Source organism: Azorhizobium sp. AG788 (genome assembly GCF_943371865.1).
Lineage (GTDB): Bacteria > Pseudomonadota > Alphaproteobacteria > Rhizobiales > Xanthobacteraceae > Azorhizobium.
Map to the genome: position 1 here is coordinate 1 of NZ_CALRWL010000022.1, position 24,879 is coordinate 24,879.

Annotated in this window: 23 protein-coding genes; 7 read left to right on the forward strand and 16 right to left on the reverse strand. The window is 66.9% G+C overall.

Annotation, left to right across the window (positions count from 1 at the left end):
* Positions 1 to 31 precede the first annotated feature (31 nt).
* Entirely contained in the window at positions 32 to 1,996 is a 1,965-nt protein-coding gene (locus tag AAG816_RS14085) for an acetoacetate--CoA ligase (protein WP_341990282.1), read from the reverse strand.
* Between the two features lie 279 nt (positions 1,997 to 2,275).
* On the opposite strand from AAG816_RS14085, the gene AAG816_RS14090 reads away from it, so the two are divergent.
* Positions 2,276 to 4,153, forward strand: coding sequence for an AsmA family protein (locus AAG816_RS14090; protein ID WP_341990283.1), 1,878 nt, complete (start codon positions 2,276 to 2,278; stop codon positions 4,151 to 4,153).
* Between the two features lie 27 nt (positions 4,154 to 4,180).
* On the opposite strand, the gene AAG816_RS14095 is transcribed toward AAG816_RS14090, so the two are convergent.
* The 3 genes from AAG816_RS14095 to thrC form a co-directional block, all read right to left on the reverse strand.
* Entirely contained in the window at positions 4,181 to 4,804 is a 624-nt protein-coding gene (locus AAG816_RS14095; protein WP_341990284.1) for a GNAT family protein, read from the reverse strand.
* Between the two features lie 121 nt (positions 4,805 to 4,925).
* Positions 4,926 to 6,206, reverse strand: a complete 1,281-nt coding sequence (locus tag AAG816_RS14100) for a pitrilysin family protein (RefSeq protein ID WP_341990285.1) — start codon at positions 6,204 to 6,206, stop codon at positions 4,926 to 4,928.
* Entirely contained in the window at positions 6,203 to 7,615 is a 1,413-nt protein-coding gene (thrC, locus tag AAG816_RS14105; protein ID WP_341990286.1) for a threonine synthase, read from the reverse strand. The genes AAG816_RS14100 and thrC overlap by 4 nt, the downstream gene beginning before the upstream one ends.
* A gap of 217 nt (positions 7,616 to 7,832) precedes the next feature.
* Between thrC and AAG816_RS14110 the strand changes: the two genes are divergently transcribed.
* Positions 7,833 to 8,828, forward strand: a complete 996-nt coding sequence (locus AAG816_RS14110) for a hypothetical protein (protein ID WP_341990287.1) — start codon at positions 7,833 to 7,835, stop codon at positions 8,826 to 8,828.
* A gap of 79 nt (positions 8,829 to 8,907) precedes the next feature.
* On the forward strand, positions 8,908 to 10,215 hold the full coding sequence (gene purB, locus AAG816_RS14115) for an adenylosuccinate lyase (RefSeq protein ID WP_341990288.1): 1,308 nt from the start codon (positions 8,908 to 8,910) through the stop codon (positions 10,213 to 10,215).
* A 91-nt stretch (positions 10,216 to 10,306) separates the two neighbouring features.
* Here purB and grxD read toward each other — a convergent pair whose 3' ends face one another.
* The 7 genes from grxD to purC form a co-directional block, all read right to left on the reverse strand.
* Positions 10,307 to 10,645, reverse strand: a complete 339-nt coding sequence (grxD, locus tag AAG816_RS14120; protein WP_341990289.1) for a Grx4 family monothiol glutaredoxin — start codon at positions 10,643 to 10,645, stop codon at positions 10,307 to 10,309.
* Between the two features lie 108 nt (positions 10,646 to 10,753).
* The gene (locus AAG816_RS14125) at positions 10,754 to 11,437 is read right to left on the reverse strand and encodes a phosphatase PAP2 family protein (RefSeq protein ID WP_341990290.1); all 684 of its coding nucleotides are present in this window, start codon (positions 11,435 to 11,437) and stop codon (positions 10,754 to 10,756) included.
* A gap of 113 nt (positions 11,438 to 11,550) precedes the next feature.
* Positions 11,551 to 11,790 carry a BolA family transcriptional regulator gene (locus tag AAG816_RS14130; RefSeq protein ID WP_341990291.1) on the reverse strand — a complete coding sequence of 80 codons (240 nt, stop codon included), beginning with the start codon at positions 11,788 to 11,790 and terminating at the stop codon, positions 11,551 to 11,553.
* Between the two features lie 31 nt (positions 11,791 to 11,821).
* A complete protein-coding gene (purL, locus tag AAG816_RS14135) occupies positions 11,822 to 14,029 on the reverse strand; it encodes a phosphoribosylformylglycinamidine synthase subunit PurL (RefSeq protein ID WP_341990368.1) in 2,208 nt (735 codons plus the stop codon).
* A gap of 67 nt (positions 14,030 to 14,096) precedes the next feature.
* Positions 14,097 to 14,795, reverse strand: coding sequence for a phosphoribosylformylglycinamidine synthase subunit PurQ (gene purQ, locus AAG816_RS14140; RefSeq protein ID WP_341990292.1), 699 nt, complete (start codon positions 14,793 to 14,795; stop codon positions 14,097 to 14,099).
* A gap of 376 nt (positions 14,796 to 15,171) precedes the next feature.
* Positions 15,172 to 15,414: a phosphoribosylformylglycinamidine synthase subunit PurS gene (purS, locus tag AAG816_RS14145; RefSeq protein ID WP_341990293.1), complete on the reverse strand. Its 243-nt coding sequence runs from the start codon at positions 15,412 to 15,414 to the stop codon at positions 15,172 to 15,174.
* Between the two features lie 198 nt (positions 15,415 to 15,612).
* Complete coding sequence (gene purC, locus AAG816_RS14150) at positions 15,613 to 16,407, reverse strand: phosphoribosylaminoimidazolesuccinocarboxamide synthase (RefSeq protein ID WP_341990294.1); 795 nt, start codon at positions 16,405 to 16,407, stop codon at positions 15,613 to 15,615.
* A 266-nt stretch (positions 16,408 to 16,673) separates the two neighbouring features.
* On the opposite strand from purC, the gene AAG816_RS14155 reads away from it, so the two are divergent.
* On the forward strand, positions 16,674 to 16,997 hold the full coding sequence (locus tag AAG816_RS14155; RefSeq protein WP_341990295.1) for a DUF1476 domain-containing protein: 324 nt from the start codon (positions 16,674 to 16,676) through the stop codon (positions 16,995 to 16,997).
* Between the two features lie 108 nt (positions 16,998 to 17,105).
* Positions 17,106 to 17,579 carry an SH3 domain-containing protein gene (locus AAG816_RS14160; RefSeq protein ID WP_341990296.1) on the forward strand — a complete coding sequence of 158 codons (474 nt, stop codon included), beginning with the start codon at positions 17,106 to 17,108 and terminating at the stop codon, positions 17,577 to 17,579.
* 148 nt (positions 17,580 to 17,727) lie between these two features.
* On the opposite strand, the gene rpsD is transcribed toward AAG816_RS14160, so the two are convergent.
* Positions 17,728 to 18,345: a 30S ribosomal protein S4 gene (gene rpsD / locus AAG816_RS14165; protein ID WP_341990297.1), complete on the reverse strand. Its 618-nt coding sequence runs from the start codon at positions 18,343 to 18,345 to the stop codon at positions 17,728 to 17,730.
* A gap of 370 nt (positions 18,346 to 18,715) precedes the next feature.
* Here rpsD and AAG816_RS14170 point away from each other — a divergent pair, with 370 nt between their 5' ends.
* Positions 18,716 to 19,426: a type 1 glutamine amidotransferase gene (locus AAG816_RS14170; protein ID WP_341990298.1), complete on the forward strand. Its 711-nt coding sequence runs from the start codon at positions 18,716 to 18,718 to the stop codon at positions 19,424 to 19,426.
* A 2-nt stretch (positions 19,427 to 19,428) separates the two neighbouring features.
* Here the strand turns inward: AAG816_RS14170 and AAG816_RS14175 are convergent, their stop codons facing one another.
* On the reverse strand, positions 19,429 to 20,640 hold the full coding sequence (locus AAG816_RS14175; protein WP_341990369.1) for a lytic murein transglycosylase: 1,212 nt from the start codon (positions 20,638 to 20,640) through the stop codon (positions 19,429 to 19,431).
* A gap of 201 nt (positions 20,641 to 20,841) precedes the next feature.
* Positions 20,842 to 21,636, reverse strand: coding sequence for a glutamate racemase (gene murI, locus AAG816_RS14180; RefSeq protein WP_341990370.1), 795 nt, complete (start codon positions 21,634 to 21,636; stop codon positions 20,842 to 20,844).
* 233 nt (positions 21,637 to 21,869) lie between these two features.
* Here murI and AAG816_RS14185 point away from each other — a divergent pair, with 233 nt between their 5' ends.
* The gene (locus AAG816_RS14185) at positions 21,870 to 23,285 is read left to right on the forward strand and encodes a hypothetical protein (RefSeq protein WP_341990299.1); all 1,416 of its coding nucleotides are present in this window, start codon (positions 21,870 to 21,872) and stop codon (positions 23,283 to 23,285) included.
* Here the strand turns inward: AAG816_RS14185 and AAG816_RS14190 are convergent.
* Positions 23,206 to 24,381, reverse strand: coding sequence for a glycosyltransferase family 2 protein (locus tag AAG816_RS14190; RefSeq protein WP_341990300.1), 1,176 nt, complete (start codon positions 24,379 to 24,381; stop codon positions 23,206 to 23,208). The genes AAG816_RS14185 and AAG816_RS14190 overlap by 80 nt on opposite strands.
* A 156-nt stretch (positions 24,382 to 24,537) precedes the next feature.
* Positions 24,538 to 24,858 (reverse strand): 2Fe-2S iron-sulfur cluster-binding protein, encoded by a 321-nt coding sequence (locus AAG816_RS14195; RefSeq protein ID WP_341990301.1) that lies wholly within the window; start codon positions 24,856 to 24,858, stop codon positions 24,538 to 24,540.
* Positions 24,859 to 24,879 lie beyond the last annotated feature (21 nt).

Here is a 24,879-nt window from a genome sequence, read left to right on the forward strand (position 1 = left end):
CGCCGAGCCGCGCACCGAATTCCCGCTGGCCTCAGTCCTGAAGCACCGGCAGTTCGCGATACTCGTCCAGGGCTTCGGGATTGGACAGCGCCTCGGTGTTCTTCACCGGGCGGCCATGCACCACCTCGCGCACCGCCAGTTCGGTGATCTTGCCCGAGCGGGTGCGCGGAATGTCGTGGACCTGCACCACCTTGGCCGGCACATGGCGCGGGCTGGCGCCGGTGCGGATCTGGGTCTTGATGCGGCGGATCAGGTCCTCATCAAGGGTGACGCCCTCGCGCAGGCGCACGAACAGCACCACGCGCACGTCATTGTCCCAATCCTGGCCGATGGCCACCGATTCCATCACGTCGGGGATCTGCTCCACCTGGGCGTAGATTTCCGCCGTGCCGATGCGCACGCCCTGCGGGTTCAAGGTGGCATCGGACCGGCCGAGGATGATCAGGCCGCCGTGTTCGGTCCAGATGGCGAAGTCGCCATGGCACCAGATGTTGGGGAAGCGCCCGAAATAAGCGGCGTGGTACTTGGCGCCGTCCGGGTCGTTCCAGAACATCACCGGCATGGAGGGGAACGGCTTGGTGCAGACCAGTTCGCCCCGCTCCTCCTTCACCGGCTTGCCCTCCTCCGACCACACGTCCACCGCCATGCCCAGGCCCGCCGCCTGGATCTCGCCCTTCCAGACCGGCGAGGTGGGATCGCCCAGAACGAAGCACGACACGATGTCGGTGCCGCCGGAGATGGAGGCCAGATGCACGTCGGACTTGATGGAGCTGTAGACGTATTCGAACGATTCCGGCGCCAAAGGCGAGCCGGTGGAGGTGATGACCTTCAAGGATGAGAGGTCATGGGTGTCCTTGGGCTTCAGCCCTTCCTTGTGCAGCGAGTCGATATATTTGGCCGAGGTGCCGAACACCGTGAAGCGTTCCGCCTGGGCATAATCGAACAGCACCCGCGGATTGGGCGCGAACGGCGAGCCGTCGAACAGGCACAGGGTCAGTTCGCTGGCCAGGCCCGAGACCAGCCAGTTCCACATCATCCAGCCGCAGGTGGTGAAGTAGAACAGCCGGTCGCCCGCCGACAGATCGCACTGATAGCGATGCTCTTTCAGATGCTGGAGCAGGGTGCCGCCCGCCCCATGAACGATGCACTTCGGCACGCCCGTGGTGCCGGAGGAGAACAGGATGTAGATGGGATGATTGAACGGCAGCCGCTCGAAGGTGACGTCGGTGGCGGGAAAGGCCGCGATGAAGTCCCCCAGCGCCGCGCCCTTGCCGAGCCGGGCGGCGACGGCTTCCGCTTCGCCCAGATAGGGAATCACCACCACCTTGGACGGGGTGGGCATGTGCTTGGTGATCTCCACCAGCTTGTCGGCGATGGAAACCTTCTTGCCGTTGTACCAATAGCCGTCGCAGGCAAAGAACACCTTGGGCTCGATCTGGCCGAACCGGTCCAGCACGCCCCGCTCGCCGAAATCCGGGGAGCAGGACGAGAAGATCGCGCCGATGGAGGTGGCTGCCAGCATGATGGCGATGGTTTCCGGCATGTTCGGCATCATCGCCGCCACCCGGTCGCCCACGCCCACGCCTTCAGCCTTCAGCGCCTGCTGCAGGCGCGAGACCAGCGCGTGGAGGTCATCGTAGGACAGGCGCGTTTCCAGCTTGTCCTCGCCGCGGAAGATGATGGCCTCCCCGGGCCCTTTGCGGCGCAGGAGGTTCTCCGCGAAGTTCAGCGTCGCGTCGGGGAAGAAACGGGCGCCCGGCATCTTGTCGGCATCGACCAGATGGGTGGTGCCCTTGTCGCCGATCACGCCGCAATTCTCCCACACCATGTCCCAGAACTCGGGCAGGTGGGTGATGGACCAGCTGTGCACGTCCCGATAGGTCGACAAGGTGGTGCCAAATCGGGCGTTGACCTCTCCGATCAGCGCCGTCACGTGGCTGCGCGCAATGCGCTCGGCACTCGGCTGCCACAGTGGGTGAATGGCGGTGTCGGTCATGCTTCCCTCCCTGATCGATCACCGCTAGGAACGGCTGATCGAGACGCGCTGAAACTACCCCTCTTCCAGCCCCGTTTCATAGCTCCTCCCTGGCAGCCTGTCAGGCGGGCAAAGCCATGAAAGCGACACAGACCCCGACGATTGTCCCCGCCACTCTCCCGGCAGAGCGTCCCGTCGCGTCGCTTCAGGCGTGTGACGGTCGCCGGCTCCTTTACCGCCAACAGGACTGTTCGAACGATCGTGGTGATCTTTGGTCCAACTGCCCGGCGCGCGTCGCTCGTGGTGGCCCTTCTGGTCGGTGTGCTGGCCGGGCTGTGCCTGCTTGCGGTCGCGCTGGCGCCGGCCCTGGTCTCGCAGACCGAGGTGCGCCGTGCCGCGTCGGAAGCATTGGCGCAGAGTTCCGGGCGGGAGGTCCGCATCCTTGGCGAGAGCAACCTCTCCCTCCTGCCCTATCCGCAGGTGGTGTTGAGGCAACTGGTGTTCTCCATGCCCGGAGCGGCGGTCCTTGATGCGGATCGCGCCACCGCCCGCATCCGGCTCCTGCCCCTGCTGCTGGGCAAGGTCGAAGTGGCCAGCGTCACCTTTGACCGTCCCATCCTGATCATGTCCGGGCCGGTGACGGTCCCGCACCTGACATTGGCATCGTTCGTGAGTGTGCCGACGGCGCCGAGCCTGCGGATCCTGAACGGCACCATCGCCTGGCGCGACGCCGGCGGGCTGACCCAGGAACTGGTCAGCGGCATTGATGCCCGTCTGGACCACGCCTCGGGCGGCAAGGGCATCACTGCCACCGCCGACTTTACCTGGCGCCAGACCGTGGCGTCCGGGCGCGTCATGATTTCCGACGCCCAGGCCTTCCTCAACGGCACGGACAGCGACGCCCGGCTGGATCTGTCGGCGAACGGATCCTGGCTGAAGTTCCGCGGCGTCGCCGCGGCGGGCGACAGTCCCGCGGCGGTGGGCGAGATTTCGGCCGATTCGCCGGATCTGCGGGCGCTCTTGGCTTGGGTGGGCACCACCACGCCGACGGCGGGCGGGTTCGGGCGCTTCGCCTTCGGCGCCCATCTATCGGCGCACGCCAAGGAAATCGCCCTCACCCCGGCCTATATCGAAATGGACGGCAACCGCAGCGAGGGCGGCCTCAGCGTGAAGCTGGATGGCGAGCGTCCGCTGGTGGAAGGCACGTTCGCCGCCGACGCCCTCAACATCACCCCCTACGGCCGGGTGTCCATGACCGGCCCCGGTGGCCACGAGTGGGATCACCGACGCCTGGACGTCTCGCCACTGAAGAAGGTGGACCTGGATTTGCGGCTGTCCGCCGCCAGTGTCCGGGCGGAGGACAGTGTGTTCGAGCGGGTCGCCAGCACCGCGGTGCTGCGCGGCGGCCGTCTGGTGATGGCCATTGGCGAAGCCCAGGCCTGGGGCGGGCTGCTGCGTGCCTCCCTGACCCTGGCCCCTGCGGAGGTTCCCACCGATGGGCTGGCGGTGCGGGTGGAACTGGAGGGCACTGGCGTCGCTCTCGACCGGGCGCTTTCGGATATTGCCGACGTGAAGCGGATCGACGGCACCGGAACGCTGGAGGCGGCTTTGGTGGGCCACGGCGCCAGCATTCATGCCATTGCCCAGTCGCTCTCGGGGGATGTGTCGATGACCGGCAGCGCCGGGGCGGTCCTCGGCCTCGATATCGCGCAGGCGCTGCGGCACATCGAGCAGCGCCCGCTGTCGGGCGGCGGCGAACTGCGCGGCGGGCGCACACCTTTCACGTCACTGAAGGCCAAGGCGCGGATCGACAATGGCACCGCCACGCTTGAAAGCGTGGCCGTCGAAGGCAAGCAGGTGAAACTGTCCCTCGGCGGGTCGGTGTCCGTGGTCCAGCGCGACCTGGATCTGAAGGGCGAGGCGAGCCTGGTCGGACCGGTTCCGGCGGCGGGTCAGGTGGGGCGGGTGCCGTTCGAGCTGCCGTTCATCGTCCAAGGCCCGTGGGACAATGCCTATGTCATGCCCGATGCCCAGAGCCTGATCCGGCGCTCCGGTGCCGCCCAGCCGTTGCTGGAGGCGGTGCGCAGCCGTGGCGGCGATGCCGCCGTACGTTCGGTGATCGAGCAGATGGCCAAGCCGAGCCCGCTCGTTCCCACTGGGGTGAAGCAGCCGAACTGAGCGCGGCGAAAGCGGGGCGGGTCGGCCTTATTGGGCGGCCTCGCGCCGCGATGGCGCGGGGCGGGGCATGGCGCGGTCGGTTCGCAGCCGCGCGAACAGCAAATGGTCCTCCCAGATGCCGTTGATGCACAGATACTGCCGCGCATAGCCCTCGCGCACGAAGCCGAGCCGCTCCAGCAGCCGGATCGAGGGGCGATTGTTGGTCATGCAGGCCGCCTCCACCCGCCGCAGCCGCAACACGTCATAGGCCAGGGGCAGCATGGCGGCGACCCCGGCACTCATATAGCCCTGCCCCGCATAGCGCTCGCCCATCCAATAGCCCAGACTGGCCGCCTGGCACACGCCGCGGCGGATGTTGGACAAGGTCAGCCCGCCCACCAGAGCGTCATCGTCGCTGCGAAACAGGAACAGCGGATAGGCCTCATCCGCCACCATGTCGCGGGCGTAGCGGCGCATGCGGCGGCGGTAGGCGGCACGGGACAGGTCGTCCGCCGGCCAGACCGGCTCCCAGGGGGTGAGGAAAGGGCGGCTCTCCGAGCGCAGATCGCGCCAGGCCTGGAAATCACCGGCCTGGGGCACGCGCAGATACACGCCCTCCCCCGCGATGACCGGGAGCTGATCCGAGGGGAACACCGACCTCAGCAACCACATGATCCGACCTGTACCGCAGCCTTCACTGCCCTATGCCGCCTGCCGGCACGCCAAACCCGATTTACGCGATCAACGGACCTTCAACGGTTCCTGTCAACCGCCGACCGCCTGCAACGTTGGTTCAGCGCCGTTGCAGCCGCTCCACCGCCTTGGCGGCGGGATCGAGACCCGCGGCGGGGCCGATGGCCGACAAGGTGGGGCGACCGCCGGCCACCAGATCGCGGGCCGCCTGCTTCACCGCCTCCACGGTCACGCCGTCCACCTTGGCGACGATCTCCTCCACCGGAATGACCCGGTTGAAGGCGAGGATCTGGCGGGCCACCTGATCAGCACGGGCGCCCGAACTCTCCAGCGCCGCCAACAGGCCCACCTTCATCTGCGCCTTGGCGCGGGCCAGCTCGGTCTCGGTGACGGTCTCGCCCACGGCCATGAGCTGGTCGATGACCACATTGGTCAGTTCGCCCACATCACCGGTGTCGGTGCCGGCATAGATCGCGAACAGGCCGGTGTCCGCATAGGCCCAATGGAAGGAATAGATCGAGTAGCAGAGCCCGCGCTCCTCCCGGACCTCCTGGAACAGGCGCGAGGACATGCCCCCGCCCAGGACGTTCGAAAGCACCTGCAGCGCATGATATTGGGGATGCCGGAAGGAGCGTCCCTCCAGGCCCAACACCACATGCACCTGCTCCAGGTCGCGGGGGGTCAGAATGGTGCCGCCGCCATAGGTGGCCGATGGCGCCGCGGCTTTCGCCTCTGAACCGATGGTCTTCAGCCGCCCCGCAGCCTCCGCCACCAACTGGTCGTGATCCACGGCACCCGCCGCCGACACCACCATGCGCGGGCCGCGATAGGTGCGCTCCAGATAGGCGCTGAGACCCGCCGGATCGAAGCTGCGCACCGTGTCCGGCGTGCCAAGGATCGAGCGGCCCACCGCCTGGCCGGGAAAAGCGTGCTCCTGGAACAGGTCGAACACCAGATCGTCGGGCGTATCCATCACCGCGCCGATTTCCTGGACGATGACGTTCTTTTCCCGCGCCAGTTCGTCCGGCGCGAACGCCGGCTCGGTCAGAATGTCGGACAGGATGTCGAGGCCGAGGCCGAGATCCTCGCCCAGAACTCGCACATTGTAGGAGGTCTGCTCCACCGAGGTGGCGGCATTGATATCGCCGCCGACCTGCTCGATCTCCTCGGCGATGCGCCGCGCCGAGCGCCGGCGGGTGCCTTTGAACGCCATATGCTCCAGCAGATGGGAGATGCCGTGCTCGTGCTCCCCCTCGTCCCTGGCGCCGGCGCCGACCCAGATGCCCAGCGACACCGTGCCCAGATGCGGCATGGAATCGGAGACCACGGTGATGCCGTTGTCGAGAACCGTGAGCTTCACACCGCTGGCAACCTCGCTCATGCGGAGGCTCCCGACGCGACGCGGGCGCGGGCGGCGATGAAGCTCTCGATGGCGTTCAGATCATTGGGCAATACGGTCGTGCGCTCCCGTCGGGTGAACAGATCCGCCAGATGGGGCGGCAGAGCCGGGCGCTTGCCGGTGGCGGCTTCCACCGCATCGGGGAATTTCGCCGGATGGGCGGTGGACAGCACCACCTGCGGCACCTTGCGGGCGTGCTCGATCTTGTCGGCGACCGCCAGCGCCACCGCCGTATGCGGGTCGGCCACATAATCGGCGTCGCGATAGAGTCGGGCGATGGTGGCCGCGGTCTCCGGCTCGTCGGCGCGCTCGGCTGAAAACTCGCCGGCGATGGCCGCCAAGGCGCTGTGCGGCAGAGTGAAGGCCCCGGACTGGCTCAACGAGCCCATCAGCTGCCGCACGGCGGCGGCGTCGCGGTCCAAGGCTTCGAACAGCAGGCGCTCGAAATTGGACGACACCTGGATGTCCATGGAGGGCGACATGGAGGGCTGCACGCCCTTCACCTCATAGCGCCCGGTCTGGAGCGTGCGGGCCAGGATGTCGTTGACGTTGGTGGCGATGGTCAAATCACGCACCGGCAAGCCCATGCGTTTGGCCACCCAGCCGGCGAAGATGTCGCCGAAATTGCCGGTGGGCACCACGAACGACACCTCGCGATGGGGCGCGCCCAGGGCCACGGCCGCATAGAAATAATACCCCACCTGGGCGACGATGCGCGCCCAGTTGATGGAGTTCACCCCCGCCAGCGCCATCCGGTCACGGAAGGCGGCATGATTGAACATGGCCTTCACATGGGCCTGGCAGTCGTCGAACGTGCCTTCGATGGCCATGGCGTGCACATTGGCGCCGCCCACGGTGGTCATCTGCCGGCGCTGCACCTCGGATACCCGGTTGTGCGGATAGAGGATGAACACATCCACCGCGTCGGTGTGGCGGAAGGCCTCGATGGCGGCGCTGCCGGTGTCGCCGGAGGTGGCGCCGACGATGGTGGCGCGGGCGTTGCGGGCGGACAGCACATGGTCCATGAGCCGCGCCAGCAATTGCATGGCCACGTCCTTGAACGCCAAGGTCGGGCCGTGGAACAGCTCCAAGAGGAAACGGTTGGGGCCGACCTGCACCAGCGGCACGGTGGCCGGATGGCGGAAGGCGCCATAGGCGTCGTCGATCATCAGGTCCAGCGCCGCCTTTGGCAGCGCGTCGCCCACGAACGGGGTGATGACCGTGCGCGCCACGTCCGCATAGGATTTCCCCGCCATGCCGGCGATATCCGCCGCCGACAGGGTCGGCCAGGTCTCGGGCACATAGAGACCGCCGTCGCGGGCAAGCCCGGCCAGCAGTGCATCGGCGAACGACAGAGGCGGAGCCTCACCGCGGGTGGAGACGTAACGCAAGGGACCTCACTTCGGCGTGCCGGACCCTGTCCGGCCTCAGCTGCAACCTAATCCCGCCCGGCGCAGGGGGAAAGCCGCGGCGCGCAGGCGACGCGCGTCAGCGGGGTCTTTTATCCGGCAACGGGTCGCGACGCCAGCGCGGGCACCAGTCGTTTCGCGGTTGCTCGGCCGGGCGGCGCGGTCAAGGATGCCGCTTTCCAGAGCATTGCCGAGTCGCATGGTTTTCTCCCCCGTTTTGAATGGCCTGACCCGCGCGCTTGCGGCCGTGGGCCGCAAAGGCACTCTGGTGGTGGCGGGCAGCGTCTTCATCGGCCTCGCCTTTCCGCCTTTGGCCAGCTCCGCCAAACCCCTGCTGATGCCCTGCGTCTTCGTGATGCTGGTGATCTCCTTCATGCGCACGGATCTGGCGCGGTTGCGGGCGGGCCGGCATGTGGGGTTGGCACTGTTCGCCTTGGTCTGGATCATGGGCATCCTGCCGGTGATCCTGGGGCTGGCGGTGGCCTATGTGGTGCCGCCCGGCGATCCGGACATTCTGCTGGCGCTGGTGATCCAGGCCTCCTCGCCGCCGATCATGTCGGCGCCGGCGTTTGCGGCGCTGATGGGGTTTGATCCGGGCTTGAGCCTCCTGGTGATGGTGGCGGCCATGGTGGTCACGCCGATCACCGCGCCCACCGTGGTGGCGGCGTTCAGCGGCATGGCGCTGACGCTGGATCCGCTGTCGCTGGCGTTGCGGCTGGGACTGGTGCTGCTGTCCACCGGCTGCGTCGGCTTCGCGTTGCGCCGCCTGTCCGGTCCCGACCGGCTCGCCCGCTGGAAGGAGAGCCTCGACGGCATCAATGTCCTGCTGCTGCTGGTGCTGGCGGTCGCCTTCATGGACGGGGTGACGGCGCGGTTCCTGGCGGATCCGCGCGAGGTGCTCGGGGTGGGCGCCCTCGCCTTCTCGGTCTCCCTGGGCGCCCTGGCGGTGACGGCGCTGCTGTTCCGGCCCTTTGCCGGCGAGGGGCAGGCGCTGATGCTGGGCTTTGCCGCCGGCCATCGCAACATGATGGTGCTGATCGCCGCCGCCGGCGGCATCATTCCCGACAGCAGCTGGCTCTATGTGGGGCTGGCGCAGTTTCCCATCTACATGCTGCCCTATCTGATGCGGCCCCTGGCCAATCTCATCCACCGGCGCGCGGCGGCGCAGAGCCCGCCGCCTGCCTCCGGTCCTTGAGCGCCGGACGCTGGGCCTATCCCGCCGCCCGCCGATCTGTTAGAGCGCTGGCTTTAACAAGAGGCGCGCGAGCCAAGCGATGATCCCCCGCTACAGCCGGCCCGAGATGGCCGCCATCTGGTCCCCCGAGACCCGTTTCCGCATCTGGTTCGAAATCGAGGCCCATGCGGCCGATGCCATGGCCGACTTGGGCATCGTTCCCAAGGACGCCGCGGCCAAGATCTGGGAAAAGGGCAGCACCGCGACCTTCGACGTGGACCGCATCGACGCCATCGAGCGCGAAGTGAAGCACGACGTCATCGCCTTCCTGACCCATCTGTCCGAGATCGTCGGCCCCGAGGCGCGCTTCGTGCACCAGGGCATGACCTCCTCCGACGTGCTGGACACCTGCCTTGCGGTGCAGATGACCCGCGCGGTGGATCTGCTGATCGCCGACGTGGACCATCTGCTGGCGGTGCTGGAGCGCCGCGCGTTCGAGCATAAGCTGACCCCCACGGTCGGCCGCTCCCACGGTATCCATGCGGAGCCCACCACCTTCGGCATCAAGCTGGCCATTGCCTATGCGGAATTCCAGCGCAACCGCGCCCGCCTGGTGGATGCCCGCGCCGAAGTGGCCACCTGCGCCATTTCCGGGGCGGTGGGCACCTATGCCCATATCGATCCGCGGGTGGAAGAATATGTGGCGGAGAAGATGGGCCTCCAGGTGGAGACCGTCTCCACCCAGGTGATCCCCCGCGATCGCCACGCCATGTATTTCGCCACGCTCGGAGTCGTCGCCTCCTCCATGGAGCGCCTGGCCACCGAGATCCGCCATCTGCAGCGTACCGAAGTCCTGGAAGCGGAGGAGTATTTCTCCGAAGCCCAGAAGGGCTCCTCGGCCATGCCGCACAAGCGCAATCCGGTGCTCACCGAGAACATCACCGGACTTGCCCGCATGGTTCGCGGCTATGTGACCCCGGCGCTGGAAAACGTCGCCCTGTGGCACGAGCGGGACATCTCCCACTCCTCCGTGGAGCGCATGATCGGCCCCGACGCCACCGTGACCCTGGACTTCGCGCTGATGCGCATGGCCGGCGTGATCGACAAACTGGTGATCCACACCGACAACATGCAGAAGAACATGGATAAGCTCGGCGGGCTGATCCATTCCCAGCGCGTGCTCCTCGCCCTGACCCAGAAGGGCGCCAGCCGCGAGGACAGCTATCGGCTGGTGCAGCGCAACGCCATGCGGGTGTGGCGCGGCGAAGGCGATTTCCGCGCCTTCCTGCTGGCCGATGAAGAGGTGCGCAAGTTCCTCTCCGAGGACGACATCAACGAAAAGTTCGACCTCGGCTACCACTTCAAGCATGCCGACACGATCTTCCGCCGGGTGTTCGGGCGGGCCTGATCCGCGTCCCAGTGCCAGACATGAAAATGCCCGGGTCCAGCCCGGGCATTTTTGTTTCTGCCTGCCGATATGGCCAGAACCGGCGCCCACCTCAGCCGATGGCGCGGTCGTGCAGGGGGACGCCCTTTTCCTCGAACAGCGGCACCAGCTCGCCGGCCTGGAACATCTCGCGGACGATGTCGCAGCCGCCGAGGAACTCGCCCTTCACATAGATCTGCGGAATGGTCGGCCAGTTGGCATAGGCCTTGATGCCGGTGCGCAGCTCGTCGGATTCGAGGACATTGATGCCCTTATAGGCCACGCCCAGATGGTCGAGGATCTGCACCACCTGGCCGGAGAAGCCGCACTGCGGGAATTGCGGGGTGCCCTTCATGAACACCACCACGTCGTTGCCCTTGACCTCGCGGTCGATGAATTCATGGATGCTCATGGTCTCTCATCCGAAATAGCGCCCGGCGGCGCGCCGGTTCCCGCATGGAAGATCGGGCTTGAGGGGCAAAAGCGCAAGGTGCAGGCGGCGGATCACCGCCATCGGCGGTCAGCGCGGCTGCCCCATGGCGGTTCCCGACAGGCTGGTCGCGCACAGCCCCACCGCGCCGCCAAGGAAGCCGCCGGCGATCATGTCGCCGACGAAATGATAATCCATCCCCAGCAGACCGATGACCACCACCGCCACCAGCAGCCAGCACAACGGCTTCAGGCGCGGATAGGCGCAGCCCACCACGGTCGCCACGGCCGCAGCCACAGTGGTGTGGCCGGAGGGGAAGGAGGCGAACTCCGGCCCGCCATGGAACCAGAAGAAGCCATAGGTGCCGTCGCCGATGAGCGAGGGATTATTGTGGATGAAGGTTTCCGGCCACGCCCGGCCGAACACGTATTTCAGGTGATCCTTCAGCGCCGTTGCCACGATCAGGGCCACGGATGCGGTCAGCGCGACCCGCTCGGCGCGACGGGGCACCCGACCGAACATCTGGCTCAGGCCGAGACCCACCACCAGAACGGCAGCCGCCGGCGCCAAGAGGTTGGGCGGGGCCTGCATGTCGAAGAAGATGGGGTGGCGGCCGATGACCGCGTGGGAAAACAGCGCGACCGGGCGATCCACAAACGCAACGCTGAACGTGACCAGCACGACGCAGAGCGCGAAGGCGCCCAGCCAGACGCGCGGCTGGTGCCAGATCGAGTCGCGTGACAGTCCGGTTTGCGGCGCGGACGCCGATCTCACGCGCGGCTTTGACGCCAGCCTGTCGCTCTTGCCCCCGCCCATTTCACCCTCCGGTACCGTTCCGCGCAATCCTATCCAGATTGCGCAAGCGGCGGGAGAGGGCGACCGGTGCCTTAGGCAGCGGCCGGGGCGGAGGTCTTCAGGGCCAGCGCATGCAGCACGCCGCCCATGTTGCCCTGAAGGGCGGCATAGACCATCTGGTGCTGCTGCACCCGGCTCTTGCCCCGGAACGCTTCCGAGACAACGGTGGCGGCATAGTGGTCGCCGTCGCCTGCGAGGTCGGTGATGTCCACCACCGCGTCGGGGAAGGAGGTCTTGATCAGGCGCTCGATTTCGCCGGCATCCATGGCCATGGGATGTGCCTTTGCTGCAGAGGACGGGAAATCAGTTGGCGCCCATATAGATGGGCAGCCAGCTGTCGTTACGGTCGCGCAGGGCTTCCACCACGATCGGACGCTCGCCGGCCAGCACCAGACGGTCGCCGCCGGTCTTGCCCAGCTTGGTCACCGGCACGCCGGCGGCTTCCGCCCGCCGCACCATTTCGGCGGCGTGGCCGCCGGGAATGGTCACCACATAGCGGGCCTGATCCTCGCCGAACCAGAAAGCGTGCGGCGGCATGCCGTGCGGCACGCCATCCACCGAGGCGCCGATGCGGCCGGCCATGGCCATTTCCGCGATCGCCACCAGCAGGCCGCCGTCGGACACGTCATGGGCGGCGGTGACGAAGCCTTCCTGGATCAGACCGCGCACGAAGTCGCCATTGCGCTTCTCCGCCACCAGATCCACCGGCGGGGGCGCGCCCTCCTCGCGGTCGCAGATCTCCGCCAGATAGGCCGAGGCACCGAGCCAGCCGGTGGTCTTGCCGATCAGGAAGATGCCTTCGCCCGGCCCCTTGAACGCCAGGTCCATGGCCGTGCCCAGATCGTCGATGAGACCCACGCCGCCAATGGTCGGGGTAGGCAGGATACCCTGCCCGCTGGTCTCATTGTAGAGGCTGACATTGCCGGACACGACCGGGAAGTCGAGCGCCTCGCAGGCGGCGCCGATGCCCTTCACGCAGCCCACCAGCTGGCCCATGATGTCAGGCTTCTCGGGATTGCCGAAATTGAGATTGTCGGTGACCGCGATCGGGGTCGCGCCCACGGCGGTGAGGTTGCGCCAGGCTTCCGCCACCGCCTGCTTGCCGCCCTCGAAAGGATCGGCCTCGCAATAGCGCGGGGTCACGTCGGTGGTCAGCGCCAGCGCCTTGGGGCCGTCGCCCACACGCACCACGGCGGCATCGCCGCCTGGGCGCTGCACGGTGTTGCCCAGGATCAGATGGTCATACTGTTCCCACACCCAGCGCTTCGAGCACAGGTCCGGCGAGGCAATCAGCCGTTCCAGCGCATCCCCCACCGACAGGGCGTGGTTCACATCGGCAAATCCGAGCACCGGACGGGCCGGGGTCTCCACGAACGGACGATAGTATTCCGGGGCTTCGTCGCCCAGTTCCTTGATGGGCAGGTCAGCCATGACCTCGCCATCGTGCTTCACCACGAAGCGCAGCGTGTCGGTGGTCTTGCCGATGATGGCGAAGTCCAGGCCCCACTTGCGGAAAATGGCTTCCGCCTGCTCTTCCTTGCCGTCCGCGATCACCATGAGCATGCGCTCCTGGCTCTCGGAGAGCATCATTTCATAAGCGGTCATGCCGGTTTCGCGGCACGGCACGGCGTTGAGGTCCAGCTCGACGCCGAGATCGCCCTTGGCGCCCATTTCCACCGCCGAGCAGGTCAGGCCCGCGGCGCCCATGTCCTGGATGGCGACGACGCAGCCGGCCTGCATGATCTCCAGGCAGGCTTCCAGCAGCAGCTTTTCCGCGAACGGGTCGCCGACCTGCACGGTCGGGCGCTTCTCTTCCGCATCGGCGCCGAATTCCGCCGAGGCCATGGTGGCGCCGTGGATGCCGTCGCGGCCGGTCTTGGAGCCGAGATAGACGATGGAGCGGCCGACGCCGGCGGCGGCGGCATAGAAGATCTCGTCGGTCTTGGCGATGCCCACCGCCATGGCATTGACGAGGATGTTGCCGTTGTAGCGCTCATGGAAGCCGATGGCGCCGCCCACGGTGGGCACGCCGAACGAATTGCCATAGCCGCCGATGCCGGCCACCACGCCCGCCAGCAGGCGGCGGGTGCGCGGATGGTGGGGGTCGCCGAAGCGCAGCGCATTCAGGGCCGCGATGGGGCGCGCGCCCATGGTGAACACGTCGCGCAGAATGCCGCCGACCCCGGTGCCCGCGCCCTGATAGGGCTCGATGAACGAGGGGTGGTTGTGGCTCTCCATCTTGAACACCACGGCGAGGCCGTCACCAATGTCCACCACGCCGGCATTCTCGCCGGGGCCCTGGATCACCCGCGGGCCGCTGATGGGCAGGGTGCGCAGCCATACCTTGGAGGATTTGTAGGAGCAGTGCTCGTTCCACATGGCGGAGACGATGCCCAGCTCCGTGAGCGTGGGCTCACGCCCGATCAGCTCCAGGAAGCGCTGGTATTCTTCCGGCTTCAGGCCGTGTTCGGCCACCAGTTCCGGGGTGATGGTAGGGGTGTTGGGGATCACGTTCACGTCCGTCCGATCCAAATCTGTAAGGGGTCGCCGGTGGCGGGCGCGAGGTCGCGCCCGGCCCTCACGCGGCCTTCAGTGCTCCAGCGAGGCTCTCGAACAGGCCACGGCCATCGGTGGGGCCCACCTGCGCGTCCACGTAATTCTCGGGATGGGGCATCATGCCGAGCACATTGAGCTTCTCGGAATAGATGCCGGCGATGCCATTGATGGAGCCATTGGGGCCATCGGTATCGTCGATCTCCCCATGGGCGCGGGCGTAGCGGAACGCCACCCGGCCATCGCCTTCCAGCGCGGCGATGGTGGCAGCATCCGCGGTATAATTGCCTTCGCCATGGGCCACCGGCACGCGGATCAACTCGCCCTTGCGATAGGCGCGGGTAAAAGCCGTATCAGCCCGCTCCACCCGCAGAAACACTTCGCGGCAGACGAAGCGCAGCTTGGCGTTGCGCACCAGCACGCCCGGCAGCAGGCCCGCCTCGCACAGGATCTGGAAGCCGTTGCAGATGCCGACCACCAGACCGCCGCGCGCCGCATGGGCGCGCACCGCATCCATGATGTTGGCGCGGGCGGCGATGGCGCCGCAGCGCAGATAGTCGCCATAGGAGAAGCCGCCGGGCAGGACCACCAGATCGGTGCCGGGCGGCAGCTCGGTCTCGCCATGCCAGACGACCTTCGCCTCCTGTCCGGTGACAAGGCGCAGGGCGCGGGCGACATCGCCTTCGCGATTGGAGCCGGGGAAGAGAAGGACGGCTGCTTTCATGGGCTCTCAGCGTGTATCCGCGCGGGGTGCGGCAGGGGGGCCACTGACGGCCTGCCCCGGGCACCTGCGTTCAGGAGGAAACGGAACCGAAGGAACGAGCTTGGCACCGATGCACCGGGTTCGGCACCACCGGACGCCGAGGTGACGGACGCCCAGATGACGGTTGAATGACATAGACCCACCGAGGCGAACAGGGGCACGGGCGCAAGGCTGGGATGCGCCGTGCGGGCGGCGCCGCGCCTCGGCCCGACGTTGCCCTGCCCCACTTGACCTTGCCCGACCGGACCCTGCCCGACCCTGGGCCGGTCCTGTCAGTCGATCGTCCGTAGGTACCATGCGCGCCTCGGTGCGGCCATGGAAATGGAACGCGTATGGATCAGTCGGCGAACTCGACCCGATAGGTCTCGATCACCGTATTGGCCAGCAGCTTGTCGCAGGCGTCCTTCAGGGCGCCCTCGGCCGCAGCGCGGTCATTGCCGGCCAGTTCCACGTCGAAAACCTTGCCCTGGCGCACGCTCTGGACCCCGGCGACGCCCAGCGAGCGCAGCGCGCCCTCAATGGCCTTGCCCTGGGGATCAAGGACGGCGGACTTCAGCGTGACGATGACGCGCGCTTTCATGGATACTCACTCGCAACGGCGATGCAGCGCGCATGGACGGATGCGCGCGCACGCCTGGTTCATAAGGACATCGGCCCGCAGGCGCCTGCTTCACGCAGGGGCGCAAGACCTCGGCTTACAAAGACCTAGCTTACAACGGAAAGCGGGGGCCTCACGGCCCCCGCACCTAGCATTTGCCTCAATCCGGCTCAAGCCGGATCATTTCACCAGGGACGGACCCTTGCTCTGATTCGGCTCGTTTTCGCCCAGGATGCCCAGGCGGCGCGCCACTTCGGAGTAGGCTTCCACCAGCCCGCCGAGGTCGCGGCGGAAGCGGTCCTTATCCATCTTGTCGTTGGACTTCACGTCCCACAGACGGCAGGAATCGGGGCTGATCTCGTCGGCCACGACGATGCGCATCATGTCGTTTTCCCACAGCCGGCCGCACTCCATCTTGAAGTCGACCAGACGGATGCCGACCCCGAGGAACAGGCCGGTGAGGAAATCGTTCACGCGAATCGCCAAGGCGATGATGTCGTCGATCTCCTGGGTCGTCGCCCAGCCGAAGGCGGTGATGTGTTCTTCGGAGACCAAAGGATCGTTCAGAGCATCGTTCTTGTAATAGAATTCGATGATCGAACGCGGCAGCGCCGTGCCTTCCTCGATGCCGAGGCGGGTGGACAGCGAACCGGCCGCCACATTGCGGATCACCACCTCGAGCGGAATGATTTCCACTTCGCGGATCAGTTGCTCGCGCATGTTCAGGCGGCGGATGAAGTGGGTCGGAACACCGATCTCGTTCAGACGCGAGAAGATGTATTCCGAAATCCGGTTGTTCAGCACGCCCTTGCCGTCGATGACGTCGTGCTTCTTGTTGTTGAAGGCGGTGGCATCATCCTTGAAGTGCTGGATGAGAGTACCGGGCTCAGGACCTTCATAAAGGACCTTCGCCTTGCCTTCGTAAATGCGTCGGCGACGGCTCATGGGGGTGTACCGTGAGTTGGGGAAATCCATGTCTTTGCCAAGGCTCCGCTCGGGTGACGCTCCTCGGCGGGGCGCTTTGCGACTGGTTCGCAGTCCACGAGGCGCCCAGGGAGACACTAGCCGATCACCGGCCGGGTTACAACGCGCCCGGTCGCGGGACAGGGCTGCGCATTCAGAAGGGGGCGGCAACGCCGCCGTTGATCTAGGGGAACCGCACCTATATTCAAGGAGCGCGTCCGTAAGCGTTTCTGGATGCGCATTGTTTCCGTCACAAAAACGTCAATATGAGGGCTGTCATGACCACGTTCGACAAGCGGGAGGACGGCTTCGAAGCGCGCTTCGCGCACGACGAGCAGATTCGTTTCCGCGCTTTGGCCCGCCGCAACAAGGCGTTGGGCCTGTGGGCGGCGGAAAAGCTCGGCCTCTCCGGGGACGAAGCTGAAGCCTACGCCAAGGAAGTGATCGTCGCCGATCTCGCCGAGCAGGGCGAGGAAGACGTGTTCCGGAAGGTCCGCGGCGACTTCGATGCCAAGGGACTCGATGTCTCCGACCACCAGATTCGCCGCAACATGGCCGAATTTCTCACCGCAGCCCTCGCGGAAGTGACCTCGAGCTCCTGAGGGCACGCCGACGCAAGCTTCGCGCAGCGCTCCCATGCACCATGGGGGCAGAATAGGGTCCCATGGTCAGTCGTGCCCGAGGTAGGCACGGCCAGGCGGAGCGATGCGATGAAGACATTAGGGCAGGTGGCGATTGCCGCGGCGGTTTTGGCGTCGGTCGTCTCCACGGTGGTGGTCTCCACCGCGGTCGTCCCGGCGGTCGCGGCCGACATCGCCGGTCCCGCCGTGGTGCGGCGCAACGTCAATGTGCGCGGGGGGCCGAGCCCCTCCGCGCCGGTGGTCGGCCAGCTCCCGAGCGGCTCCTCCATCCAGGTGCTGAGCTGCAACGGTCCCTGGTGTCAGATCGGCTGGCCCGGTCAGGCGTTCGTGGCCGTCAGCTATCTGGAACTGGTCCCCATTGCGGTGGTGCAGGCGCCGCCGCCGGTGCCTGTGGCCCCGGCCATCATCATCGCCCCGCCGCGCGCGCCGCTGGTCTATGCCGCCCCGCCCCCGGTGCTCTATTATCCCGCCCCGCCGCGCTATTACGGCCCGCCGCCGGCCCCCGGCCCGATCTATGGCGGTGCCCCTCCCAGCTTGTGGTGAGCGCATCTCTCCATCGTCGAGCGTGAATTGCGCCCGCCAGCCTCTGGCGGGCGTTTTCATGTGTGGCTCCCGCAAAAGGCCACTGCGCAGCGCAAACGAAAAAGGCCGCCCCGAAGGGCGGCCTTGAACTCTGCCAGCGGACCGGCAATCAGCGCGAGTAGAACTCGACCACCAGATTGGGTTCCATCTGCACCGGATACGGAACTTCATTGAGTTCCGGGATGCGGTTGAACTTGCAGGTGAAACGGCTGTGATCCACTTCCAGGTAATCGGGCACGTCGCGCTCGGCGAGCTGCGCGGCTTCGATCACGATGGCCAGCTGCTTGGACGATTCGCGCAGCTCGATCACGTCGCCAACCTTCACCAGGTAGGACGGGATGTTGACGCGGCGGCCGTTCACCTTGATGTGGCCGTGGCTCACAAACTGGCGGGCGGCGAAGATGGTGGGGACGAACTTGGCGCGATACACCACCGCAGCCAGACGGCGCTCCAGGAGGCCGATCAGGTTGGCGCCGGTGTCGCCCTTCAGACGGGAGGCTTCCACATAGACGGCGTGGAACTGCTTCTCACCGATGGAGCCATAATAGCCCTTCAGCTTCTGCTTGGCGCGCAGCTGCACGCCGAAGTCCGAAAGCTTGCCCTTGCGGCGCTGGCCATGCTGGCCGGGGCCGTACTCACGACGATTAACCGGGCTCTTGGCGCGACCCCAGATATTCTCGCCCATGCGGCGATCGATCTTGTGCTTCGCCGAAATGCGCTTGCTCATTGAACGCGGATCCTTGTTCCGTTTTTCTTGACGGGATCCCGCCCCTCCTCTGTGGACCAGTCCCTGGTTATGGCGTTTCAGCCCAACCCAGGAAACGGTCCGCCGACAGGACTTCCAGCGAGCTGCCGGAAGATCCACGGGTGCGTGACTGCCAAAACAATAGTTAGCCGGCCGAAATCTTCGACCAGCTGACCGGCGGCTTCTATGCGCGAGACCGCGCGATGTCAATGCGGACGCCAGTTCGCGGGCGCGGAAATGGGGAACACGGGTCGCGATATCCGCCGAAAATCTCGAAGAGAAATTAATTTTCTTAAAGAGAAATATACACTAACCTTCCAGCTCCCTGCCCCGTCCGCCCGAGATCCTCCCTATGCGCTTCCTCGTCCTCCAGCACGCCGCATCCGAACATCCCGGTAGCTTCCGCGACTTCATGCGTCGCGACGCCATCACCTGGGATGCTGTGGAATTGGACGCGGGCGACCGTATTCCCGCGGTCGACGGCTACGACGCGATGATGGTGCTCGGCGGGCCGATGGACGTGTGGCAGGAGGCGGCATTTCCCTGGCTGGTGGACGAGAAAGCGGTCATCCGCGATTGGGTGACGGCGGGCCGGCCGTTCCTCGGCATCTGCCTCGGCCATCAGCTCCTGGCCGCGGCCATGGGCGGGGATGTGGGCAAGATGGAGCTGCCGGAAGTGGGGGTGTGCGAAGTGAGCCTCTCGGAGGCGGGCCGCGCCTCCCCCCTCTTTGCCGGGATTGAGAGCCGGTTTCCGACGCTGCAGTGGCATGGCGCGGCCGTATGCAAAGCCCCGGCGGGGGCCGCAATCCTCGCCCATAACGCCCACTGCCCCATCCAGGCGCTCCAGATCGGTGGGAAGGCCTTCGGCATCCAATATCATGTGGAACTGATCGACACGACCGTGAGCGACTGGGGCAGCATTCCCGAATATCGCTGCGCACTGGAGGAGATCACCGGCCCCGGCGGACAGGCCCTGCTGGAAGCAGCCACCGCCGAAAAGATGGCCCAGTTCCGCGTTGCCGCCGAGACGCTCTACGGCAATTTCCGCGCCGTGATCGGATAGGGCTAGCGCCCGCGCAGGGCGGTGAGCACCGCAAGGCCGGGATAGCCGTCGGCCGGGGTAAGTCCGGCCTTGGTCTGGAAGGCGCGCACCGCGCGCATGGTGTCATTGCCGACGCGCCCGTCGGTGCCGCCGGTATCAAAGCCGTTCCGGGTGAGGCGCTGCTGGATCTCCTGCAGCTCGGCCAGGGTCAGCGCCCGCTCGCCGCCGGGCCAGGGGGTCTGGAACGGCCCTTCCCCCATGACCCGATCGCCCAGATAGCACACCGCCAAGGCATAGTTGGACGAGGGATTGTAGGACCGCACCGCGTAGAAATTGTGCAGCAGCAGCAGCGCCGGCCCGCCCGGCCCGCCGGGCAGCCACAGCCGCGCCTGCTCGTCATAGCCGGACAGCGAGCGGCCATCCACCATGGTCACGCCCATGTTTCCCCAGGTGGAAAGTCCGCGCCAGGTCTTGTTGTCCGCCAGGCCATCATTGAAGCCGGCGGGCAGTTTGGCCTCGAAGCCCCAGGGCTCGCCACGGCGGTAGCGGCCGCGCTTCACGAGATAATTGGCGGTGCCGGCCAAGGCATCGTCCGGCTTGCCGAAGGGCGAGATCCGGCCATTGCCGTCAAAGTCCACGCCCATGTTGAGCCACACCTCGGGCATCCACTGGGTATGGCCCATGGCCCCGGCCCAGGAGCCGATCATGTCCTGCGGCGTGCTCCAGCCGCGCTCGACGATGACCAGGGCATTGAGCAGTTCGGTTTCCCAGTATTTGCGCCGGCGCGGATCGCCCCAGGCCAGGGCCGCCAGGGAATTGAACACCGGCTTCATGTGCCGTGGATTGTCCACCACATCGCCGAAGGCCGATTCCATGCCCCAATAGCCCAGCATCACCGCCGGCTCGACGCCGAACTCCTTCTCGATGCGGGCAAACAGGCCGGCATATTCCGCCGCCCGCTTGCGTCCGGTGGCGATGCGCCAGTCGGAGACCCGGCGGTTGATATATTGCCAGGTCAGCTCCTGGAATTCTGGCTGGGCCCGGTCCTGCGCATAGACGCTGGTGTCCGGCTTCAGGCCCACCATCACCTTGGAATAGACCGCATCCGAAATGCCCCGGGCGCGCGCCCGGGCGCGAAACTTCTCCACCCACACGTTGAACGGCTGCGCCGCGCTCTGCGCTAGCGCCGGTGCGCCCAAGGCGGACGACAAGGCGCCGCCCGCGAGGGCCAGCATGAGGGTGCGTCGGTCGAGGAAAGGCGTCACGCCGGGCTTCGCTTTCTTCTGTCGCAGGGCATCAGGCCCTGCATCCGCAAGAATCGTCGGATCGAGGCCGCCGACGGGCGCAGAGTGCCGTTACGGCACCTTTGCGTCCAGGCGACGGGGCGCGGAAGGCCTTCACCTTTCCGCGCGGCGGGCGGCGCCGTACCGGTGGCGTCAGGAGGCCACGGCCAGCGGCGGCGCCATCACTTCCGGCTCCCGCACATGGCGGGCCAGAACGCTCGACACCAGCCGGGCATCCAGCGGCTGCCCGGTGGAAATCAGCCGCACCGGCTTGGGGCTGGAGGCAAAGGCCGTCGGGCCGATGAGCGAGGAGACGCGGCGGGCAATGGCCGGGGCCGGGTCCACGAACGACACCGGCCAGGGCGCCACCCGCTGCAAGCGTTCCAGGATCAGCGGATAATGGGTGCAGGCCAGCACGATGGTGTCGGTGCGCCCGGTCGCAGTGGCGACGAAGCACGGCGCCAGCTCGGCAGCCAGTTCCGCATCATCAACGCGTGCCCCGTGCATCAGCGCCTCGGCCAGCGACGCCAGCCGCTCGCTGGCCACCAGAGTGACGGCGCAGCCACCGGCAAATTCCCGCACCAAGCTCGCGGTATAGTCCCGGCGCACGGTGCCGGGCGTCGCCAGGACGCTGACATGCTTGGTCACCGAGCCGGCACAGGCGGGCTTCACCGCCGGAACCGTGCCCACGAACGGCACGGCATGATCCGTGCGCAGGGCGGGGAGCGCCAGGGTGGAGGCGGTGTTGCAGGCGATCACCACCAGATCGGGGCGGGTGGCGGCGATCAAGGTGTGCATGACCTCGCGCACCCGCGCCACCAATGCCGCATCGCTGAGCGCCCCGTAGGGAAACGCGGCGTCGTCGGCGGCATAGATGAAATGGGCATCCGGCCGCACCCGCGCCACTTCGCGGAACACCGAAAGCCCGCCCAGCCCGCTGTCGAACATCAGGATGGTCGGGGCTTGAATCTGGACGGGTGGCACGGTGGAAAGTCTCTGAGCCGGAACGGTGACGGCGGCCATGGTTTATCCTCGCATCCCCCGGCAGGATTGTGGCCCTGCCGGGTAAAGGAAGAATGAGTGCGCCGCGCCCGCGCCGCACTGCGAACCCGCGGCTCTGGCACACAGCCAGGGCTAAACCATTGGTGTTCCGTTAGCAGGCTATTTGGTACCATCACCCCATGGACGCCCAGTCATTCAATGCACCCGCCGTGGTGACCGCTCCCCGCGCGCTCGTCATGGCGACCGCGGGTGTCATCGCCACCGCGCTGCTGATGCTGCCGGCGGCGGTCAACGGCTTTCCCTTCCTGTTCTATGACAGCGGCGGCTATCTGGAGCCGGCGTTCTCCCACATCGTGGTGCCCGGCCGCTCGACCATCTATGGCCTGCTGCTGCGTGCCGGCAGTTTCCCGAATTTCTGGCCGGTGGCGATTCTTCAGAGCGCCCTGTGCGTCTGGGCCTTGGGCCTGGTGCTGCGGGTGCATGGGCTCGGCGGACGGCCGGGGGTGCTGGTCGGCTTGGCCGCAGTTCTGGCCGTGGCCACGGCCTTGCCGTTCGTCTCGGCCGAATTGATGCCGGACATCTTCGCGGGGCTGGCGGGACTGGCGCTTTATCTTCTGCTCTGGCGTCGTCGGGATCTCCGCACCGCGGAGGCCTGGGGCCTGGTGGCCGTTCTGGCCATCGGCGGGGCCAGCCACAATTCGGTGCTGGCCATTACGCTTGTTTGCATTGTCGCTGCCCTCGCCGCGGGGGCGCTGATCCCTCCCCTGCGCGCGCAACTGCGGGTTCGGCTGGCATTGGCCAGCGTGATGATCGCGATGCTGCTCAACCCCATTGCCAATTTCGCCATTGCCGGTCGCTTCGCCCAGACCCCCGGCGGCACCGCCTTCATCTTCGGGCGGCTGCTCGAAGACGGGCTCGTGTTCCGGTATCTGGCGGACCATTGTCCGCAGATCGGCCTGAAGCTCTGCGCCTTGCGCGAACAATTGCCGGCCACCGCCGACGATTTCCTCTGGGACGACGACGACGCCTTCAAGCAACTGGGCGGCTTCGAGGGCGGCGCGGCCGAGATGCACAAAGTGGTGGTGGGCAGCCTGCTGGCCTATCCGCTGGACAATGTGCGGCTGTCGATCCGGGCCATGCTGCGGCAGCTGGTGATGGTCCAGTCCGGCGACCTGATGTCGGAAGAACTGACCGACAGCTATGATGTCATCCGCGACCGGGTGCCGGCCGCCTATGCCCGCATGCTCACGGCGATCCAGCAGCAGGACCCGCCGATCGATTTCGACCGCATCAATGTAGTGCACGTGCCGGTCGCCCTCGGGGCGAGCCTCCTGCTGGCCCTGGCCGCCGGCGTCGCCATCTGGCGCCGGCAGCGCAGCATCGCTCTGCTGGCGGGCAGCATGACCGTGGTGCTGATCGCCAATGCGGCGGTGTGCGGGATCCTGTCCAACCCCCACGACCGCTATCAGGCGCGCATCGCCTGGATTGCGGTCGTGGTGCTGTTCATCCTCGCGGTCAGCGCCGCAGAGGCATTTCGACAACGCTGGCCAGAAAGGCTGTCAGGGCCAGTTGGATCGCTGCCACCAGGGCGGTGAGCCCCAGGATCAGCGCCCGCATGGTGGTGCCGAAGGCCAGATCGCCGAAGCCGGTGGCGGCCCAGCTGGAAAACGCCCAGGCCTGGAAGCCGAGGCCGAGAATGCCCAGCACCAGCGCCGCCCGCAGCACCCGCTCCAGGCTGAAGGCGTGCAGCACCCGTTCGAGACTCTCGGAGGCCGGCAGGAAGCCCAAGAGCGCCCCATAGCGCCGGGCGACCAGGCCGAACGACATGGCCTGCACCCCCACCAGCACGGTCATGGCCGCCACCAGGAAGGTGTGGATGTCGAGCCGCAGGGTTTTCGTCACCGCTAGCGGCCCCGGATAGAGCACCGCCAGCCCCAGGCTGCCCAGAATGACCAGGGCCACGCCCGGATAGAAGAACAGCCAGCGCGGGCTATAGACCAGCAGAAAGCGCAGGTGCCGCCAGCCGTCGCGCCAGGTCTTCAAATGCGGCGGACGCGAGCGGCCGTCCTTCTTCAGCGTGGTGGGCACTTCGGCGATGGACAGGCCGGCGATGGAGGCGCGCACCACCATTTCGCTGGCGAATTCCATGCCGCTGGTCTCCAGCCGCAGCCCGCGCACCGCGGCGGTGTTGAAGCCGCGCATGCCGCAATGGAAATCCCCCACCTGGATGCGGAAGAACAGCCGGCCGAGGAATGACAGCACCGGATTGCCCAGATAGCGGTGCAGGAACGGCATGGCGCCGGGGCCGATGCCCCCCTGGAAGCGGTTGCCCATGACGATGTCCGAGCCGGCGCGCAACTGTTGCACGAACAGGTCCAGTTTCGAGAAATCATAGGAATCGTCGGCATCGCCCATGATGATGAAGCGGCCGCGCGCGGCGGCGATGCCGCCCTTCAGGGCCGAGCCATAGCCGCGCTCAGGCACCGCCACCACCCGCGCGCCGCCGGCGGTGGCGATGGCCTGCGAGCCGTCGGTGGAGCCGTTGTCGGCGATCAGCACCTCACCGGCGATGCCGCTGCGGGCGAGATAGGCCATGGCCTTGTCGACGCAGACCCCCAGCGTTTCCGCCTCATTGAGGCAGGGCATCAGGATCGTGAGCTCAAGCGTTTCGGCCACCGGTTGCGTCCCCATCAACATCCCCTCTCCCGCATCCTGCGGTCGGCGGCCTGCGCCCCCTGCGCCGCGGGGCCGAAAAGCCGAAGCCGGCCTTTCGGCCTCACGGGCCAAATCTGTGCGAGAAAGCCGGATGACGTCCCGTCGAAGCGACCTGACGTCATCCGGCTGTTGTCATCCCTGGCGTTCCGGCGTGTGCAGCACCAGCCCGTCCAGCGCGTCGGTCAGCTTGATCTGGCACGACAGCCGCGAGGTGGGGCGCACGTCCGAGGCGAAGTCGAGCATGTCCTCTTCCATGTCGCCCGGCTCGCCCACGGCCACGCGCCACGCTTCGTCCACATAGACATGGCAGGTGGCGCAGGCGCAGGCGCCGCCGCAATCGGCGTCGATGCCCGGCACCGCATTGCGCACCGCCGCTTCCATGGCGGTGGCCCCCGCCGGAGCGGTGACGGTCCGGCGGGCGCCATCAAAGGCAACGAAAGTAATCGAAGGCATGAGCGGCTCTCGCATGCGCAA

What these genes read in the sequence shown, in the direction of transcription:
- grxD (WP_341990289.1), bottom strand. Translation starts at nt 10,645, where the DNA reads ATGAGCATCCATGAATTCATCGACCGCGAGGTCAAGGGCAACGACGTG.
- AAG816_RS14130 (WP_341990291.1), bottom strand. Translation starts at nt 11,790, where the DNA reads ATGGCCATGGATGCCGGCGAAATCGAGCGCCTGATCAAGACCTCCTTC.
- AAG816_RS14100 (WP_341990285.1), bottom strand. Translation starts at nt 6,206, where the DNA reads ATGAGCGAGGTTGCCAGCGGTGTGAAGCTCACGGTTCTCGACAACGGC.
- AAG816_RS14110 (WP_341990287.1), top strand. Translation starts at nt 7,833, where the DNA reads ATGGTTTTCTCCCCCGTTTTGAATGGCCTGACCCGCGCGCTTGCGGCC.
- purS (WP_341990293.1), bottom strand. Translation starts at nt 15,414, where the DNA reads ATGAAAGCGCGCGTCATCGTCACGCTGAAGTCCGCCGTCCTTGATCCC.
- murI (WP_341990370.1), bottom strand. Translation starts at nt 21,636, where the DNA reads ATGTTCGACAGCGGGCTGGGCGGGCTTTCGGTGTTCCGCGAAGTGGCG.
- AAG816_RS14195 (WP_341990301.1), bottom strand. Translation starts at nt 24,858, where the DNA reads ATGCCTTCGATTACTTTCGTTGCCTTTGATGGCGCCCGCCGGACCGTC.
- AAG816_RS14095 (WP_341990284.1), bottom strand. Translation starts at nt 4,804, where the DNA reads ATGTGGTTGCTGAGGTCGGTGTTCCCCTCGGATCAGCTCCCGGTCATC.
- purQ (WP_341990292.1), bottom strand. Translation starts at nt 14,795, where the DNA reads ATGAAAGCAGCCGTCCTTCTCTTCCCCGGCTCCAATCGCGAAGGCGAT.
- AAG816_RS14185 (WP_341990299.1), top strand. Translation starts at nt 21,870, where the DNA reads ATGGACGCCCAGTCATTCAATGCACCCGCCGTGGTGACCGCTCCCCGC.
- purB (WP_341990288.1), top strand. Translation starts at nt 8,908, where the DNA reads ATGATCCCCCGCTACAGCCGGCCCGAGATGGCCGCCATCTGGTCCCCC.
- AAG816_RS14160 (WP_341990296.1), top strand. Translation starts at nt 17,106, where the DNA reads ATGAAGACATTAGGGCAGGTGGCGATTGCCGCGGCGGTTTTGGCGTCG.
- rpsD (WP_341990297.1), bottom strand. Translation starts at nt 18,345, where the DNA reads ATGAGCAAGCGCATTTCGGCGAAGCACAAGATCGATCGCCGCATGGGC.
- AAG816_RS14170 (WP_341990298.1), top strand. Translation starts at nt 18,716, where the DNA reads ATGCGCTTCCTCGTCCTCCAGCACGCCGCATCCGAACATCCCGGTAGC.
- AAG816_RS14155 (WP_341990295.1), top strand. Translation starts at nt 16,674, where the DNA reads ATGACCACGTTCGACAAGCGGGAGGACGGCTTCGAAGCGCGCTTCGCG.
- purC (WP_341990294.1), bottom strand. Translation starts at nt 16,407, where the DNA reads ATGGATTTCCCCAACTCACGGTACACCCCCATGAGCCGTCGCCGACGC.
- AAG816_RS14190 (WP_341990300.1), bottom strand. Translation starts at nt 24,381, where the DNA reads ATGGGGACGCAACCGGTGGCCGAAACGCTTGAGCTCACGATCCTGATG.
- AAG816_RS14085 (WP_341990282.1), bottom strand. Translation starts at nt 1,996, where the DNA reads ATGACCGACACCGCCATTCACCCACTGTGGCAGCCGAGTGCCGAGCGC.
- AAG816_RS14175 (WP_341990369.1), bottom strand. Translation starts at nt 20,640, where the DNA reads ATGCTGGCCCTCGCGGGCGGCGCCTTGTCGTCCGCCTTGGGCGCACCG.